Source organism: Mesorhizobium sp. RCAM 05104 (genome assembly GCF_059683645.1).
In genome coordinates, this window is record NZ_CM185033.1 from 1,249,557 (window position 1) to 1,266,373 (window position 16,817).

Annotated in this window: 14 protein-coding genes; 3 read left to right on the forward strand and 11 right to left on the reverse strand. The window is 61.7% G+C overall.

Annotated elements, in window-relative coordinates:
* From AC56QP_RS06505 to AC56QP_RS06535, 7 genes are all read right to left on the reverse strand, one after another.
* Complete coding sequence (locus AC56QP_RS06505) at window positions 1-4,668, reverse strand: glycoside hydrolase family 99-like domain-containing protein (protein ID WP_497100631.1); 4,668 nt, start codon at window positions 4,666-4,668, stop codon at window positions 1-3.
* Window positions 4,665-5,573 (reverse strand): dTDP-4-dehydrorhamnose reductase, encoded by a 909-nt coding sequence (gene rfbD, locus AC56QP_RS06510; RefSeq protein ID WP_489860447.1) that lies wholly within the window; start codon window positions 5,571-5,573, stop codon window positions 4,665-4,667. The genes AC56QP_RS06505 and rfbD overlap by 4 nt, the downstream gene beginning before the upstream one ends.
* Window positions 5,570-6,640, reverse strand: coding sequence for a dTDP-glucose 4,6-dehydratase (gene rfbB, locus AC56QP_RS06515; protein ID WP_489860446.1), 1,071 nt, complete (start codon window positions 6,638-6,640; stop codon window positions 5,570-5,572). The genes rfbD and rfbB overlap by 4 nt, the downstream gene beginning before the upstream one ends.
* Window positions 6,641-6,674: 34 nt before the next feature.
* On the reverse strand, window positions 6,675-7,226 hold the full coding sequence (gene rfbC, locus AC56QP_RS06520; RefSeq protein WP_489860445.1) for a dTDP-4-dehydrorhamnose 3,5-epimerase: 552 nt from the start codon (window positions 7,224-7,226) through the stop codon (window positions 6,675-6,677).
* Between the two features lie 2 nt (window positions 7,227-7,228).
* Complete coding sequence (gene rfbA / locus AC56QP_RS06525) at window positions 7,229-8,110, reverse strand: glucose-1-phosphate thymidylyltransferase RfbA (protein ID WP_489860444.1); 882 nt, start codon at window positions 8,108-8,110, stop codon at window positions 7,229-7,231.
* Between the two features lie 219 nt (window positions 8,111-8,329).
* On the reverse strand, window positions 8,330-9,352 hold the full coding sequence (locus tag AC56QP_RS06530; protein ID WP_489860443.1) for an NAD-dependent epimerase: 1,023 nt from the start codon (window positions 9,350-9,352) through the stop codon (window positions 8,330-8,332).
* An 80-nt stretch (window positions 9,353-9,432) separates the two neighbouring features.
* Window positions 9,433-10,023, reverse strand: a complete 591-nt coding sequence (locus AC56QP_RS06535) for a biotin transporter BioY (RefSeq protein WP_489860442.1) — start codon at window positions 10,021-10,023, stop codon at window positions 9,433-9,435.
* Window positions 10,024-10,141: 118 nt separating this feature from the next.
* On the opposite strand from AC56QP_RS06535, the gene AC56QP_RS06540 reads away from it, so the two are divergent.
* Window positions 10,142-11,050, forward strand: a complete 909-nt coding sequence (locus AC56QP_RS06540; RefSeq protein ID WP_489860441.1) for an MBL fold metallo-hydrolase — start codon at window positions 10,142-10,144, stop codon at window positions 11,048-11,050.
* A gap of 14 nt (window positions 11,051-11,064) precedes the next feature.
* Here AC56QP_RS06540 and AC56QP_RS06545 read toward each other — a convergent pair whose 3' ends face one another.
* Both AC56QP_RS06545 and AC56QP_RS06550 read right to left on the reverse strand, forming a co-directional pair.
* A complete protein-coding gene (locus AC56QP_RS06545) occupies window positions 11,065-11,850 on the reverse strand; it encodes a DUF1499 domain-containing protein (RefSeq protein WP_489860440.1) in 786 nt (261 codons plus the stop codon).
* Between the two features lie 180 nt (window positions 11,851-12,030).
* A complete protein-coding gene (locus tag AC56QP_RS06550; protein ID WP_489860439.1) occupies window positions 12,031-13,659 on the reverse strand; it encodes a fatty-acid--CoA ligase in 1,629 nt (542 codons plus the stop codon).
* 193 nt (window positions 13,660-13,852) lie between these two features.
* Between AC56QP_RS06550 and AC56QP_RS06555 the strand changes: the two genes are divergently transcribed.
* Both AC56QP_RS06555 and AC56QP_RS06560 read left to right on the forward strand, forming a co-directional pair.
* The gene (locus tag AC56QP_RS06555; RefSeq protein WP_489860438.1) at window positions 13,853-14,209 is read left to right on the forward strand and encodes a hypothetical protein; all 357 of its coding nucleotides are present in this window, start codon (window positions 13,853-13,855) and stop codon (window positions 14,207-14,209) included.
* Window positions 14,210-14,353: 144 nt separating this feature from the next.
* On the forward strand, window positions 14,354-14,743 hold the full coding sequence (locus AC56QP_RS06560) for a DUF427 domain-containing protein (protein ID WP_489860437.1): 390 nt from the start codon (window positions 14,354-14,356) through the stop codon (window positions 14,741-14,743).
* 62 nt (window positions 14,744-14,805) lie between these two features.
* On the opposite strand, the gene AC56QP_RS06565 is transcribed toward AC56QP_RS06560, so the two are convergent.
* Window positions 14,806-15,546: a polysaccharide deacetylase family protein gene (locus AC56QP_RS06565; protein ID WP_489860436.1), complete on the reverse strand. Its 741-nt coding sequence runs from the start codon at window positions 15,544-15,546 to the stop codon at window positions 14,806-14,808.
* 138 nt (window positions 15,547-15,684) lie between these two features.
* A complete protein-coding gene (locus AC56QP_RS06570; protein WP_489860435.1) occupies window positions 15,685-16,788 on the reverse strand; it encodes a glycosyltransferase family 9 protein in 1,104 nt (367 codons plus the stop codon).
* Window positions 16,789-16,817: the final 29 nt, after the last annotated feature.

Genomic DNA, 16,817 nt, shown 5'->3' on the forward strand with positions numbered 1-16,817 from the left:
TTACTTCTGTGCCCGGTGCTTTGCCTCACCGTCCGTAAAATCCTGATGCCACTCGAAGCGTGGCTTGTCGCCTGTCGCGAGGCCGAACTGCTCGTAGAGCCGCTGGGCATATGCGCTTGCAGACTCTTGCGCTGCCGGCCCCAGATGGAAGCGGGCAATCGTTTCGGATTGCACGCGCGCAATCTCCTGCAAATGCCTGGCGTCGAAGTTCCCCATCGTCACACTTGAATGATGCCGGCGATGCGAGTTGAGCGAGCTTGGGTGAAACGCGATCTCGCCCTTCTCCAGCAATCGCAGATACGCGACCCAATCGCCCGCATTCCTGTAGGATGCGATTTCATCAAGACCCTGGCTGAGAGCCTCGTGCAACGGCGCCCGGCGAAACAGAACGCCACTCACGTTTGGAATGGTGTTCTTGAGGTAAAGCGCCTCGGCGATCTCCTGGCGGCCATCCACGACGTAGGGTCTCGTCCAGCGAGAGCGGTCGATATCGGCCACATAGTCCAGATAGTGTTCGGACAAGACGCGGCCGGCGCCGTCTATCTGACGCGACTGGCAATAGCTCATCACCACTTCTTCGCGTTCGAAGGCGGGCAGAAGCTCGGCCAGAAATCCGGGATCAGCAAGGTCGTCGGATTCCGCGATCCAGACGTAGTCGCCTCGCGCCAGTTCGACCCCACGCATCCATTGACGGAAAACGGAGCCCGAATTTTCCACATTTACAACCAATCGGCTCGGAATGTCACACTCGGCCAGAAATTGCTCGATGACTTCGACGCTTTCGTCCGTCGAAGCATCATCGAGCACGATCAACTCATAGGGCCGCACAGTTTGATCGACGATCGAACTCAGGCGCGCGCCCAGATATCGGGCATAATTGTAGCTTGGCACGATGACCGATACCTTCGGCAACGGCCTTCCGGCGTAGGTCAGCAAGTCCTGCAGGTAATGGCCGAAGCTGAATTCCTGGCGGACAATATCACGGCCCACGCCTGCCAGATTTCGAGCATTGTCCGGATCGTCGAGCAGACCGTTGATGGCCTTGGCCATGGCGTTAGTGTCGAATGCAGGCACAAGAATTCCGCAATCACGCTTCAGCAAGTCCTGGAAGCCGCCAGCGCCTTCGAAGGCAACGACCGGGACCGTGGCATCAAGCGCCTCAAGCACAACGGAGGGGAACGGATCTTCGCGCGACGTCAGGGCGTAAACATCCGCCGCGAAATAGTATTCCTGCGGGTTCTCTACCAAGCCCACAAAGACGAAGCGATCCTCGAGCCCTGCTTCCCTAACGCGTTGCATCTGTTTGGCGTGAAAGGCGCGATCGACGTGGCCGACCCAGACCGCAACCACATCCGGATTGGACTTCATCAGAGTGATGCAAACATCAACGAAAAGATCGAGGCCCTTCCGATGATCGGCATAGCCCGCGCACAAGATGATGCTGGCGTTTGTCGATAGTTGCAATTTAGCGCGGACCGCCTCGCGGACCCGTTGACGCTCGTCTGCGTGGTACGGCATGCGCAAATAGAGGCCTTGCGGTCTGACGACTGACTGGCTGACCGGCCGGCCAACAAATTCTTCAAATCCGGCTTTCACGATCTCTGCTGGGAAAACGACAGTGTCGGCGCCCTCGGCAATCGCCTGGGCGGCATCAGCAAGGCCGTAGGACTTTAATATCCCGGGCAGCTCGTGGACGAGGCACACCGTGCGGAACCCCGCCTGTTTCAGCAGCGGGACGAGCTTGCCGGATACGGTGGTGTTCACGACCGCCACTTCCGCGCCGGCGTTCCGGATGGCGGTCAGGCGACACAACACATCGGCGTCATCTCCCTCAGGCACATTGATCCTGTGCACTGTCGCGGTGTCGGCGAAGCGGCCGAGCAGCGGCCCATCGCCCAGCACGACGAGATCGGGCGCGAAACCAAGCTGCGTGAACCCCTTGGCCAAATTGAGCGCCAGCAATTGTGCGCCATGCGGATGGGCGTCGTGGGAAACGATTACGATCCGGGGTTTGCATTTCCCGCTCACCGCCTCCAGAGCGTCGCGGGTCGCTTGCAGGTAGGCGTAGCCGTTTACGGTATCGGGCTCGAGATGAGCGCCTTCCGCCCATTCGTTCCAGGCATTGACGAAGACCAGCCGCTCTGATGGCTCCTTGACATGGGCCAGCGTGTCCTGGATGGCGTTATCCAGCCACCCGCGGTAGAGCGCGGGGGTGTTGTTGATGAACACGGTGCCGCCGCGCTTGCGGCGCGCCGTGTTGTCCCAGCCGGGACAAACCGAGCGGAAGAGCTTGTATTTGCGGGGTGGATAGTTCTCGCTGCGCTGCGGAAAAACCGACCAGTCATAGACGGTGGTGGCAAAATCGTCGTGCAGCGGCGCCACGGTGTGCGTGACGTTTGGCGGCGCCGAATTGTTTGGCGGAAATTCCACAGCGGCATCGAACCCGTAACGGTCGGGAGACACGGCTTCGAAGGATTGGGTGTAAGCGAGGAAAATCTCGCCGATGCCGTTCTCCCGGCACCATGTCCGCCAGCGTTGCGTCGTCTCGGCCGCCGCCGGAAGCAGGCTTGGGCGATAGACAAGCAGCAGCGGCTTGCCGTCGATACGGATGTAACGAGGGTCGCGAAGATAGGCTGCGACCTCGGCGATGAAAGCGAGATCGTCCTGGGGAGAGTGATCCTGGGCGATCAGGATCTCGTGGTCCAGCCCGTCCCAGCGGCGCGACCAGTTCTCGTTGGCCCAGCAGAGGCAGAACGGCATGTCGAGGCTCTTGTCCCCGAGCCAGTTTTCGAGCGGCTTTTCCAACAGCCTCTTGCCGCCGAACCAATAGAAATAGAAGCAGAAGCCTTCCACGCCATAGAGTTTTGCCAGTTCGATCTGGCGGTGCTGCACGGCGGTGTCGCGCAGATCATAGTAGCCGAGGGCATCCGGTTCATGCGGCTGGTGGTGGCCGACAAATTGCGGCTGGGCGGGCCTGACATTGGTCCATTCGGTGAAGCCTTGCCCCCACCATTCATCGTTTTCGGGCGTCGGGTGGAACTGCGGCAGGTAGAACGCAATGACGCGCACCGGCTTTTGGAGCAGCGGCGGTGCTTCGAGACGCGGCACGTAGACGGGTTCGGGCGCAACGGCCGGGCCAGAACTGGCCGGCCGGTACAAGGCCGTCCCGACGTAGCCCATCGGTGCGTCGGGCGCCTCCAGGCTTCGCCAGGCACGATAGGCATTCGTAACGCCAAACAGTGAAGGAAAGGTCGAAAACACCGCGCTTTTCAACTTCCGTTTAACGTCGACAGACAGCGGCAGTTTGTGCCAGCAAGTGTACGCGCCGCGAGCCATGATGTGGCGAGCGGTGATAGGCGCCTTGCCGATCGCGCGGACGCGGCGCGCAATTCCGCGCAATGGCCTGGTCAGTCGCCATGAGGTGCTGGCGTAGACGGCATCGAGAACACCGTGCAACCGGACTTCCTCGAAGCGTGCACTGTCACGATCCGCAAGCAGCGCGTTCCTCGCCGTATGCGCCATCGACAATTTTTCTTGCAAGGCCTGGATCTGTTCGTCTCTCGCGATGGCCTCTGCCCTCATCCGCGTGATCTCTTCGGCCGCGGCGATCGCCTTTGCCCTTATCCGCGCGATCTCGTCTTCGCGAATCCGTATCCGTTCGCGTATTTCGACCATCTCACTGGAGGAGGCGCCGATACGCGCTTCATGGTGTTCCACCGACTCCCTGTTGGCTACAATCTCCTCTTCCATTGTCGTCGACTTTAACGACCATGGATTTGCGGTTTGATCGGTCGCCTTGTTCTCCGTGCCGCCGAGAGGAACCACGCTCCCGTCGGCGAGCGCAATCCGGCCATGCACGCTGCGAGGCCCCAGAACATTTTCCTGAGTTGGCCGCTTCGTCACAACGCTGAGCGAGTTCAGGAACTCGATGGAATGAACCGACGCAAGGGATGCTTCATCGAATGCGATCTTGTTCTGTTCGGCGAAAGTGGTCAAAGCATCGACGCGATGGCGGTCCAGTCCCCAGTGCTCATGGTTGACCACATCGAGCAGGCGCTTGAAGAATGACATTGAGGAAAGAGGATCGTAGAGGCCGCCCTCGAATTCCCCCCAGTAACTGCAATGCAAATCTTCAGCGATGTACATTCCCCCTTCGGAAAGATGAGGGAAATAGCGAGCGAAAGACCGTATTATGTCCGACGACAGGTGCGAGCCATCATCAATTATGATGTCGAATTTTCCAGACTTCGCGAGGATATTTCGCTCTGTCTCATCGGTATTGGCGTCGCCGATGACGACCGCGATCTTCTGATCGTCAAAAACCAGATTGCCGCAAGCCATGTTGATGTCGCAGCCGAGGACGAGCTCCGCATTGGCGAAATATTGTCGCCAGATCTCCAGCGAACCGCCGTTCTGAACTCCGATTTCCAGGATTCGAACCGGCTTGTTCCGATACTCGGAAAAAATGCGGTCATATGTGTCCAGATAGATAGACCATTTGTCCGACACTTTGCCGCTATGCGCGTTGTAGAGGTCACGAAGCGAAGGGGCGCGCTCTCCAGGCCGCGCGGCTTTCGCCTTGGCCGGCTTCTTCGGCGCGGCCTCGCCTGTGGCCCGCCGGCCAGGTTTCGCGTCGCGGATATTCTCGGGTGACGGATGCTTGTTCATGCAGTCGCTGCCTGTCTCGTCCCGCCTATAAGTAGAGCTCGCACCACCGCTTCAGCCGATTGCCGCCAGTGCGGCGCCGTCCATCCGAAGGTGGCGGCAAACTTCGCGCTCGAAAGCCGGGAATTGGCGGGGCGGCGCGCCTTGGTCGGGTAGTCCATCGTGGCAATGTCCCGTACCCGCGCCCAAGGACCATCAAAAGCCTGGCTTGTGTCGAGGATATGACGGGCAAAGCCGCTCCAGTTGGTCTCGCCCGTGCCGACCAGATGATAGACGCCAAAGGCACCGAAGCGCTTGTCGCCACGCAGCATCGCCGCCGCATGCAGGATCGCGTCGGCGATATCAAGCGCCGAGGTGGGATTTCCCCATTGGTCGGCCACCACCGCGATCTCGTCGCGGTCGGCGGCCAACCGCAACATGGTCTTGACGAAATTCCTGCCGAACGGGCTGTAGACCCATGCCGTGCGCAGGATCAGATGGCGCGGGTTGGCTGCCGCCACCGCCTGTTCGCCGGCGAGCTTGGAGGCGCCGTAGACGCAGAGCGGCGCCGTTGCGTCGGTTTCGACATAGGCGCTGTCCTTCGAGCCGTCGAAGACATAGTCGGTCGACAGGTGGATGACGGGAACGCCGAGCCGCGCTGCCGCTTGCGCCACCGTGCCGGCGCCGACGGCGTTGACCGCGAATGCCAGACCGGGTTCATCCTCCGCCTGGTCCACCGCCGTGTAGGCGGCGGCCGACACGACGATATCCGGCTGCGCGGCCGCGATGGTTTCGGTCACGGTGTCGGGTCTTGCCAGGTCGAGCTCCGGGCGGCCAATGGCGACCATCTCCACGCCGGCGTGCCTTTGGCCGGCCTCGAGCAGGCTTGCCGCGACCTGGCCCTCGCGTCCGGTGACAACGAGCCTCACACTCCCTCCTTGCGCGCTTCGCCCAACCGTTCACCGGCGTAGCGCTGTTCGCGGATCGGCCCCCACCACCATTTGTTGTCCAGGAACCAGTCCACGGTTCTCGCCAGGCCGCTGTCGAAATTCTCGCTGGGCGCCCAGCCGAGATCCCGCCCTATCTTCGATGCGTCGATGGCATAGCGGCGGTCATGGCCGGGGCGGTCGGTGACGAACGAAATCAGGTCACGATAGCTCTTGCCGCCGGCCCTGGGACGCCTGGTGTCGAGGAGATCGCAGATCGTCTCGACGACGCTGAGGTTTGTCCGCTCCGAATTGCCGCCGACATTGTAGCTCTCGCCCGGCCTGCCCTTGGTGGCGACGAGTTCCAAGGCCCGCGCGTGGTCCTCGACGAACAGCCAGTCGCGCACATTGGCGCCGGCGCCATAGACCGGCAGTGGCTTTTCATCGAGCGCGTTGAGGATGACGAGCGGGATCAGCTTCTCGGGAAAATGATAGGGGCCGTAATTGTTCGAGCAGTTGGAAAGCACGACCGGCAGGCCATAGGTCTCGTGCCAGGCCCGCACCAGATGGTCCGAGGCCGCCTTCGACGCGGAATAGGGCGACGACGGTGCGTAAGGCGTTTCCTCGACGAACATGCCGCCATCGAAAGGCAGATCGCCGAACACTTCGTCGGTCGAGACGTGATGGAAGCGGAAGCGGCTCTTTCGGTCCTCGGGCAGGCCGCGCCAGTATTCCAGCGCGGCATTGAGGATGCGGTAGGTGCCGACGATGTTGGTCTCGATGAAGGCGCCTGGCCCGTCGATCGAGCGGTCGACATGGCTCTCGGCGGCGAGGTTCATGACGACATCGATATCATCCCGCCGCAGGATATCGAGCACCGCCCGCTCGTCGCAGATATCGGCATGAGCGAAGCGGTAGTTGTGGGCATTCTCGATCGGCCGCAGGGAGGCCAGGTTGCCCGCATAGGTGAGCTTGTCGAGATTGGTCACGCGATAGGCCGGGTTGGCGCACAGATGCCGGCACACCGCCGAACCGATGAAGCCGGCACCGCCTGTCACCAGGAAATTCATGCTGCTGTCCTCACGCACCCTTTGGCAACATCCATCAGGCAAACACCTCGGCGGCGGCAAGCGGCGGCGCCTTGAGATCCTTGTCCGAAAGCTGGAACCCGCCAGCCATCGATGGCCATTCGATGCCGATGGCGGGATCGTCGAAACGGATCGACCGGTCATGCTCGGGCGAATAGGTGTCGGTGACCTTGTACAGGACCTCGGTGTCGGGCACGAGCGTCACGAAGCCGTGCGCGAAGCCCTTTGGCACCAGAATCTGGTTGCCCCTGTCGGCCGACAGTTCGAGGGCGATCCATTTTCCAAAGGTCTTCGAGCCGCGGCGAATGTCGACCGCGACGTCGAGGATGCTGCCACGGATGACGCGCACCAGCTTGTCCTGGGCGCGCGGCGCAAGCTGATAGTGGAGTCCGCGCAAGACGCCGGCGGCGGCGGAATAGGAATGGTTATCCTGCACGAAACGCAAGTCGATGCCGGCCTGCGAAAAACGCTCGGCATTGTAGGTTTCGATAAAGAACCCGCGCGCGTCACCATGCCGTTTCGGAACGATTTCCAGCACTCCTTCGATGCCAAGGGGCCTCACCTCCACGCCTAACCCTCCGAAAGATCGACGACACGCCGGCGCAGATAGGCGGCGTATTCGTTCTTGCCCAGGCGGGTTGCGCGCTGCAGCACCTCGTCGGCCGTCAGCCAGCCCTGTTCGAAGGCGATTTCCTCCGGGCAGGCGACCTTGATGCCCTGGCGGTGCTCGATCGTGCGCACAAAGGAGGAGGCTTCGTGCAGACTGTCATGCGTGCCGGTGTCGAGCCAGGCATAGCCGCGCCCCAGCCGGTGCACATGCAGCAGCCCGCGATCAAGATAGACATTGTTGAGCGCCGTGATCTCCAGCTCGCCGCGCGCCGAGGGCCGGATGGTCGGGGCGATGTCGACGACGTCATTGTCATAGAAATACAGGCCGGTGACAGCCCAGTTGGATTTCGGCTTCTGCGGCTTTTCCTCGATCGTCAACGCGGTTCCGGTCGCCTTGTCGAAGGACACCACGCCGTAGCGTTCGGGATCCTCGACATGGTAGGCGAACACCGAAGCGCCGCTTTCACGCGATGCAGCGGCGCGGCAAAGCTCCGACAGCCCATCGCCGAAATAGATGTTGTCGCCCAGAATCATCGACACGCTGTCCTTGCCGATGAAGTCGCGGCCGATGATGAAGGCTTCGGCAAGACCATTGGGATGCGGTTGCTCGGCATAGGACAGGTCGAGCCCGAACTCCGATCCGTCGCCGAGCAGTTGGTGGAATGTAGGCAGATCACGCGGCGTCGAAATGATCAGAATCTCGCGGATTCCCGCAAGCATCAAAACGCTCAGCGGATAATAGATCATCGGCTTGTCGTATATCGGGAGAATTTGCTTAGAGACTGCTAATGTTAGTGGATAGAGACGCGTTCCACTGCCTCCAGCAAGGACAATTCCTTTCAAGAAGCTCTCCTTGACATGCCGAAGCCCCCCGGCCTTGACTGCCCGTGCTTAGGTTTCATGCAATGGCTTGTCAATCGACGCACTCAACAAACGACCTGACCATGTCCGATAGAAAGCCATCCCAGGCGGCAAGTGTCTATCCAAATACTTGGAGCGCGAACAGACTTCACAGGACTGACACTAACTCAACAGCAATTTCGCGCAAGGACGTGTCCTTCGCTATACCCCATAGTATGCCTGGTACCAGGCGACGAAGCGCTCGACGCCCTCGTGCACCGTCGTGGCCGGGCGGTAGCCGACCGCCTGATCCAGCGCCGACGTGTCGGCGAACGTATCGAGCAGGTCGCCCGCCTGCAGCGGCAACAGCTCGATGATGGCTTTGCGGCCAAGCGCATTTTCCAGCGCCTCGACATAGGCAGTCAGCTTCACCGGATTGTTGTTGCCGATGTTGAAGATGCGCCAGGGGGCGTTGCTCGTCGCCGGATCCGGATGGCTGGAGTCCCAGGCGGGGTTGCGAGCGGCCGGGTTGTCACTGGCCCGGACGACGCCTTCGACGATATCGTCGACATAGGTGAAATCCCGCGTGTGATTGCCGTTGTTGAACAGCTTGATCGGCTCGCCGGCAAGGATGCTCCTGGTAAACAGGAAAAGCGCCATGTCCGGGCGCCCCCAGGGACCATACACGGTAAAGAAGCGAAGCCCGGTCGTCGGCAACCCGAACAGGTGGCTGTAGCTGTGCGCCATCAGCTCGTTGGCGCGCTTGGTCGCGGCGTAGAATTGCAGCGGGTGGTCGGCCGGCCGATGCTCGGAAAACGGCATGTCGGTGTTGGCGCCATAGACGCTCGAAGTGCTGGCATAGGTCAGGTGTGCAACGCCGCTGCCGCGGCAGGCCTCGAGCATGTTCGTGTAGCCGACGATGTTGCTTTCGACGTAGGCATGCGGGTTTTCCAGGCTGTAGCGAATCCCGGCCTGGGCGGCGAGATGGATCACCCGGTCGAATGCGTGGTCGGCAAAACAGCCATCGACCACGCTTTTGTCGGCGAGATTGCCGTGGATGAAATGATAGCCGGCGTTGGTCTTGCGGCTCGCCTCCTCCAAGAGCCGCAGCCTCGCATGCTTGAGCTGCGGATCGTAGTAGCTGTTGATGCTGTCGATACCGACAACCTCGTCACCGCGCTCCAGCAGACGCCTGGCCACATGATAGCCGATAAATCCAGCAGCGCCGGTGACAAGAACTTTCATTGGAAGCATCCGTCCGCGACATTGCCGGGCAACAGCCCCCTGATGTCATATGACACTTGGCTTCCTGCTTCTTGCAGACTTCAGGAGCGCTTCAGCAACGACCACACGGCCGGCACCAGGCTGGCCGCTAGGGCAACCTTGATCAGATCGCCGACGATGAACGGCACGACGCCGAACTGCCACGACTTTTCGGGGCCGATCAGCAGCGCCAGCCAGGCAAAGCCCATTGCCATCATGACGACTTCAGCAACCAGCATCGCGTTGAAAAGCTTGATCGGATGGCGGTCCCAGCCCCGATCGGCGGCCCAGCCGACGATCGCCGCCATGACCACAAAGCCGGCAAGATAGCCGCCGGTCGAGCCGAGCATGTAAGCAACGCCGATGCCCTTTTCCGGGGTGCTCTGGAAGACCGGGAAGCCCATTGCGCCCTCCGCCATATAGAGCAGAAGGGTGGCGACGCCTAGACGCATGCCGAAGGTGGCGGCAATCAGGAGCACAGCCAGCGTCTGCAACGAAATGTCGACCGGTCCGAGCATCACCTTGGTCTTGGCGGACAAGGTCAGCACCAGCGTACCGGCGATCGCGAGGAAAATCTGCGTCGCCAGCCGCGACGTGCCGTTTTCGGGCAAGGCCAGAGACACAAGCGGACGCATCGTTGTTGCAATTGCCATGATATTCCCCATCCGATTGCCGCCATCTTATGTTCGCGGCCTCGCGTTCTCCTATATTGGCTTGCGTGTTATGCGGCAATCGGTTTTGCCGTTTTCCGAAACAAAGCACCGGTCCGCCATGGCTCTCAAATTCGACACCGGCTTCGATCCCGCCTACGGCCAGGGGGTGAGCGTCGCGCCGGACGTCCAACGCATCACGGCCCGAAATCCAAGCCCCTTCACCTTTCACGGTACCAACAGTTACATCGTTGGCCGCGACACGCTGGCGGTGATCGATCCGGGGCCGGATGACGAGACGCATCTGCGGACCCTGCTCGATGTGATCGCAGGCAGGCCGGTCAGCCATATTTTCATCAGCCACACGCATCGCGACCACTCTCCTCTGGCGGCGCGGCTGAAAGAGCGTACCGGCGCCGTCGTGCTGGCAGAGGGCCCGCACCGCTCCGCAAGACCCTTGCATATCGGCGAGACCAACGCGCTCGACGCCAGCGCCGACACCGCTTTCGCTCCCGATATCGCACTTCCCGACGGCGGGCTGGTCGACGGCGATGGCTGGTCGATCAGGACTGTTCTGACCCCGGGCCACACCGTCAATCACGCGGCGTTCGCGCTGGAAGGAACCGGCATCCTGTTTTCGGCCGATCATGTCATGGCGTGGGCGACGTCGATCGTCGCGCCGCCAGACGGGGCGATGGCTGACTACATGGCCTCGCTGGATCGGCTGATCGAGCGCGGCGACCGCCTGCTTTTGCCTGGCCACGGCGGACCGGTGACGGCACCGCGCAGTTTCATGCGCGGATTGAAGACGCATCGCAAGATGCGCGAGCGAGCCATACTGGAGCGGGTCAGAGCCGGCGACCGGACGATTGCGGACATGGTCAAGGCGATCTACAGGGATACCGACCCGCGGCTGCATGGCGCTGCCGGATTGTCGGTGCTTGCCCATCTGGAGGATCTGGTGGCGCGCGGTCAGGTCGTCACAGACGCCGCACCAGCCATCGACGGTATTTTCACGCCTGCGACATAGGCATCTGCCGATGCTTATTCGGCTGGAGCCGCGCCAACCTGGCCGGCGACTTCCTGGTCCAGTTCCGCGAGGAAATCGGTGATGCGCGCGGCATTGTCACCGAGGTCATAGCGACCGTAGCGGGAAGCCGACCGCATGTCGACGATGACGGAATCACCGTCGTCGGTCACGCGGATCGCCACGTCGGCGGGAAGACCGAGGACAAAACCCTTGGCTGTCGCGGCAATCGTCACCTCGCTTTGCCCGCTGACATCGGGATAGGGTTCGGTTAGATCCCAATCGCGCCGATCGAGCACGGTTTCGACGGCATCCACGACAGTCTCGAACGGCAGATTGTAGCTACGCCCGCTGACCAGCGGATAGCTCTCGGTCTGCAGCCGCTGTTCGCCGGGGGTGGACGGGGAGAGCACGTTCATGTCCTTGGTCCGGTCGCTGACGTCGAGCGCCGGCGGATCGTCGAAATCCGTCGAGATATCCCTGAGCGGCGGATAGGTTGTCGCCCAGTAGGCGGCTACGCCATAGGGTGTGAGCACGAGCAGCGCCAGCAGGACGCCGACCGTCAGGTCGCGACCACCGCGGTCGCCGAAATTCCACAACCTCGAAAAGGCAAATCCGGCAAACAGGAGCGCCAGGGCCGCCAGCAGCGCGACGATACCCAGTACCCACAGGAAAACAGGTGTTTCGACGAGATCGAGACGATGGCCGATGAAGACGGTCAGCAGCAACACCGCCGAAAAGGCGGCGGTGCGCCGCGACCATCCGGCCGCCTTCGACGTCTGCCGTTCGGGAATGCTAACCATTGTTTTCCGCGCTGCCCCAACCCGAACGGAGACTTAGCGCATGACCCCGAAAATCGGAATCGATTTTCGGGGTCATGCGCTAGTTAAAAAATGCCACAGCGCCCTTTGCGCGCCCGAAAGGGCGCGCGGCGCCGTAGTGCCTTTCGGCGGCGGCTTGAAGCCGAGACACGCAACATCCAGTCAATCCGTCGGCAAGCGATAATCCTTGAACTGCTGGCGCAACGTGATCTTCTGGATCTTGCCGGTGGCGGTATGCGGTATCTCGCCAACGAAAGCGACATCGTCCGGCATCCACCACTTGGCCACCTTGCCGTCCATGAAATCGAGGATGTCCGCCTTGGTCGGTTCCTTGCCCGGCTTGGCAACGACGACCAGCAATGGCCGCTCGCCCCATTTCGAATGCTGGACGCCGATGGCCGCCGCCTCGGCGACGTCGGGGTGGCCGACAGCCAGATTCTCGAGGTCGATGGTCGAAATCCACTCGCCGCCGGACTTGATGACGTCCTTGGCACGATCGGTGATCTGCATATAGCCGCCGGCATCGATATGAGCGACGTCTCCGGTGTCGAACCAGCCGTCCTCGTCGAACTGCTCCGCGCCCGCGCCGCCATAGTAGGCGCGGGCAACGGCCGGGCCGCGCACTTTCAACCGCCCAAACGTCTTGCCGTCCCAGGGCTGCGCCTTGTTGTCGTCGTCGGTCACCTTCATCTCGACGCCGAATGGCGGGTAGCCCTGTTTCTGCTGAATGTCGAGCCGGGCCTCACCCTGGAGACCCGCATATTCCGGCTTCAAGGTGCACAGCGTGCCGAGTGGCGACATCTCGGTCATACCCCAGGCATGGATGACCTGGACGTCGTAGTTCTGCTGAAACTTCGTCATGATCGCGCGCGGACAGGACGAGCCGCCGATGACGACCCTGTTCAGATAGGGAAGCTTCTTGCCGGTCTCTTCGAGGTATTGCAGCAGCATCATCCATACGGTCGGCACGGCGGCGCTGAAGGTCACCTTCTCGGTGTCGAGCAGTTCATAGATCGAGGCGCCGTCCATCTTGCAGCCAGGCATGACCAGCTTGGCACCGACCATCGGCGCGCTCTGGCCAAGGCCCCAGGCATTGGCATGGAACATCGGCACGACCGGCAGGATCGTATCACGCGACGACAGCCCCATCGCGTCAGGCATGGCGGCGATCATGGCGTGCAGCACGTTCGAACGGTGACTGTAGACGACGCCCTTTGGATCGCCCGTGGTCCCCGACGTGTAGCACATTCCGGCGGCGGTGCCTTCGTCGAAGACCCTCCAGGCGAAGTCGCCATCCGCCTCATTCAGCCAGTCCTCATAGGCGACCACATTCGGCAGTGTGGTCCGCGGCATGTGCGCACTGTCGGTCAGCACGATCACCTGTTTCAGCGACTTGACGGCGCCGGCGATCTTCTCGAGCAGCGGCACGAAGGTCAGGTCGACGAAGATTGCCTTGTCCTCGGCATGGTTCATGATCCAGACGATCTGCTCGGGAAACAGCCGTGGATTGAGCGTGTGATAGATCGCGCCGATGCCCATGATGCCGTACCAGGCCTCGATGTGGCGCGCCGTGTTCCAGGCCAGCGTGGCGATGCGGTCGCCCAAGCGATAGCCGTCGCGTTCCAGCCGCTGGGCGACCTTCAGGGCGCGGCGATGGATGTCCGCATAGCTGGTGCGCACGATCGGCCCCTCGATCGAGCGCGACACGATCTCGCGCACGCCATGCTGCCGCTCGGCATTGTCGATGAGTTTGTGGCACAGCAGCGGCCATTCCTGCATCAATCCCAGCATTCGTTCCTCCCCTACGCTTTTGCGTTTTTGCTTTTCGCTCCATTGTGGAGCGAACCGGCGGTTTGTCCAGTCGCCGGCCCCGGGCAAACGCTGCATTGATCGACAGGACCGGGAAAACCGCCACAATCCGGCCATCGTCGGCGTTAAGGTTCGTTAAAGGGCAAGGGGCGATTGGCGACTGAAAGAGGTTCGCATGGACGCGCAGCTCGACGACAAGACCCTCGAAAGCACGCTTGCCGAAAGTCTGGCTGATCTGGTGCCGGATACAAAGACTGTTTCCGAAGACGAATTTGTTGAAGTTGTCGGCGGCGCGCTCGAAGCGGTCGGCGGCACACTGCTGTTCAAGATGTGCGTCCAGAACGAAGGCGAAGGCCAGCACGTAGCGGCCGCATCCGTCGGCGACGGCGGCAATCGCCAGTTCCTGCTGCTCACCTTGCCGACCGGCGGTGGCTCCTTGAAAGTCGAGACCGCGTCGCGAAGCAGCAACCCGGTGGCCGGTATCGCAGCCGCCTATGCCGGGCTCATGGATGCCTTCAAGACCGCTGCCTGACTCTCAACGGACAGTGCCGTTTAAAGGCACGCGCGGTCGACCCCGGCTCGGCGCAAGCGGCCTTTGCGTGCAGTATGGCGACTGCAGGCCTTGCGTAACGCGCTTGCACGACACACTTTAAAGTCGAGGCAAGGAGACCCCCGCATGGACCAGATCGCCAACCCGGCACCCGGCTTTCAACGCAATCCGGACAAGGTCATTGCCATCGAGCCCTATGTCGGCACCGTCACCGTGCGCTCCGGGGACACGGTCATCGCCTCCTCCACGAAGGCCAAGGTGCTGACCGAGACGCCCTATCCCGCGGTCTTCTACATTCCGTTCGCCGACATCGATTTCAGCAAGCTCCGCGGCACGGAGCATTCCACCCATTGTCCCTACAAGGGCGATGCAAGCTATTGGAGCGTGCTGCCTGCCGGCGAGACCGGCCAGAATGCGATGTGGGCTTACGAGCGGTCATTCGACGAAATGGCTGAAATCCGCGCTCATGGCGCGTTCTACGCCAGCAAGGTCAGCATCGAAGCCAAACCAGGCTGAGCGGACGGCAGCCACTTTTCGGAACCGCGAGGCAACGAAAGCGCTGGTGCACTGGACCGTCGTTAGTCCGTGGTGCCGTGATTGCCGATGCCATCAGCATCGTCGAGCCGCACAAAGGTCAGACCTTTTTCCTTCAGCGCCAGCAGGCCCTGCACCACGCCTTCGCCCGCGGCATGGGTCGGCTGGTTGATGTGGGCGATGATGACGTCACCGTCCTTGGCCGCCGCTATGCGCCTGGTGGTTTCCCTGGCGCCGAGCAGTGAACCACCGTCGCCGTTTATCGAGAAGCCTGCAATCTTGAAGCCAAGCTTGCGGATCATCGCGATCGCCGACGGGCTGTATTCGGCGGTTGCCCCGCGAAACCATTTTGGCGCCGGCTCGCCGGTCCTGGCAAGGGCAGCGGCACCCGACTCGACCTCGGCCAGTACCGCGTCCGGGCTGCCGGCGCTGCGGATGCCGTAGATCTTCTGCGGCGTGTCGACCGCCGGGACATGATGGCCGCCGTGATTTTCCAGTTCGAACAGATCGGGATGCGCCCGCATGATCTCGACGGCGGCGGCGTTTCGCTTCAGCCAGATGCCGGTAACGAAAATGGTGGCGGGAATCTTGTTTTCCACCAGCGCCGAGAGAATCCGGTTGTCGGTCTGTCCGCCGCAGGCATCGAGCGTCAGCGCAACGCGACCCGCCCCGCTTGCATCCGGCTGGATGTGAAGCGTGGGCTCGACCAGCGTCGCGGCGTTGCCGCTGGATACCACCGCCAACGAGATGGCGACCATGCAGAGATGTTTTTGCAGCAGGTGCATCAGTTCCTGACCGGTATTTTCAAATGGGTGTCCCAAGACCCGCATGAAGGCGGAAATCGGGATGGTGCATAGCAGAAAAGCACAAGGCGCGACAATTTGACTGTCTGCTTGGTGTGACGACGCCTGCCACGCATGATCTCAGATGGCGCGCTCCAGCTTCAATTCGGTGCGCGAAAGGAGTTCAAGCACCGCGTCGACGACAGGCTTGACCTCCAGGCGCCACACGCAGCAGGCCTTGCTGGTATCCGGCCACCGGCACAGGTCTTTGGCTACACAATTGCAAGGCATTGGAGGTCGAAGCGCAATGCTGGATACGCCCACCGGACCCCAGCGCGACGGGTCCGTCGAACCGAACAACCCGACAACCGGGGTTCCCACCGCCGCGGCCATGTGCATCGGCCCGCTTTCGTTGCCGAGAAACAGCCTGGCCCGCGCCAGCACCGCCAGCAGCCTTTCAAGCGACAGCTGCCCAACCAGATTGACGACCGATGGCGCTGTCCGGGCGACGATACGTTCGGCAATCCCGTGCTCGTCCGAGCCACCCACCAGGACGACGTCCAGGCCAGTATCGCCAGTGATTTCGACGATCGCCGCGGCAAATCGCTCCGGCTGCCAACGGCGCCCCTCGAAGCTTGCACCGGCATGCACAACCACAAAGGCGTTTGGCCGCAGATGATGCTTGCCCAGGAGTGCCAATGCCTTTGCCGTCTCGACCGGTAGCGGTTGAATGCGCGGAACCGCCACACGAAGACCGATGCCAAGTGCCTGGAGCGGCGAAAGATAGCGAAACAGATAGTGCTCGCCACCAAAGCCATATGGCCTGGCAAAGACATTGGCGGGCTGCCGCTCCAGCAGACGCAAGGGCCTTTCGGGAGGGTTGTAGCCGACGCGGGTCTTGGCGTTGACGAAACCGCTGATGATGCGCGACGTCTTTGAATCGGTCAGGTCGATCGTCAGGTCGAAGCGAAAGCGGCGCAACGCCCGCACCATGGCGTAAAGCTCTTTTAGCCGCTCCAGGGTGGTGCCGCGCATGCGGGCTCTGCTGAATGTGACCACCTCGGAAGCAATGCCATGGGCGATCACGAAGCTCTCGAAGCGGGCCTCGCACAGAAACACGAGCTTGGCGCCGGGGAATTCAAGCCGCAGGTTTTCCGCGAGCGCCGAGGCGAGGACGAGATCTCCCATGAACTTCGTTTGAATGACCAGGATCGAGCGAAACGGCGCGGGTGAAGTCTGCAACATCTGTTTCCGGGAGCAATTGGCAGGACGTC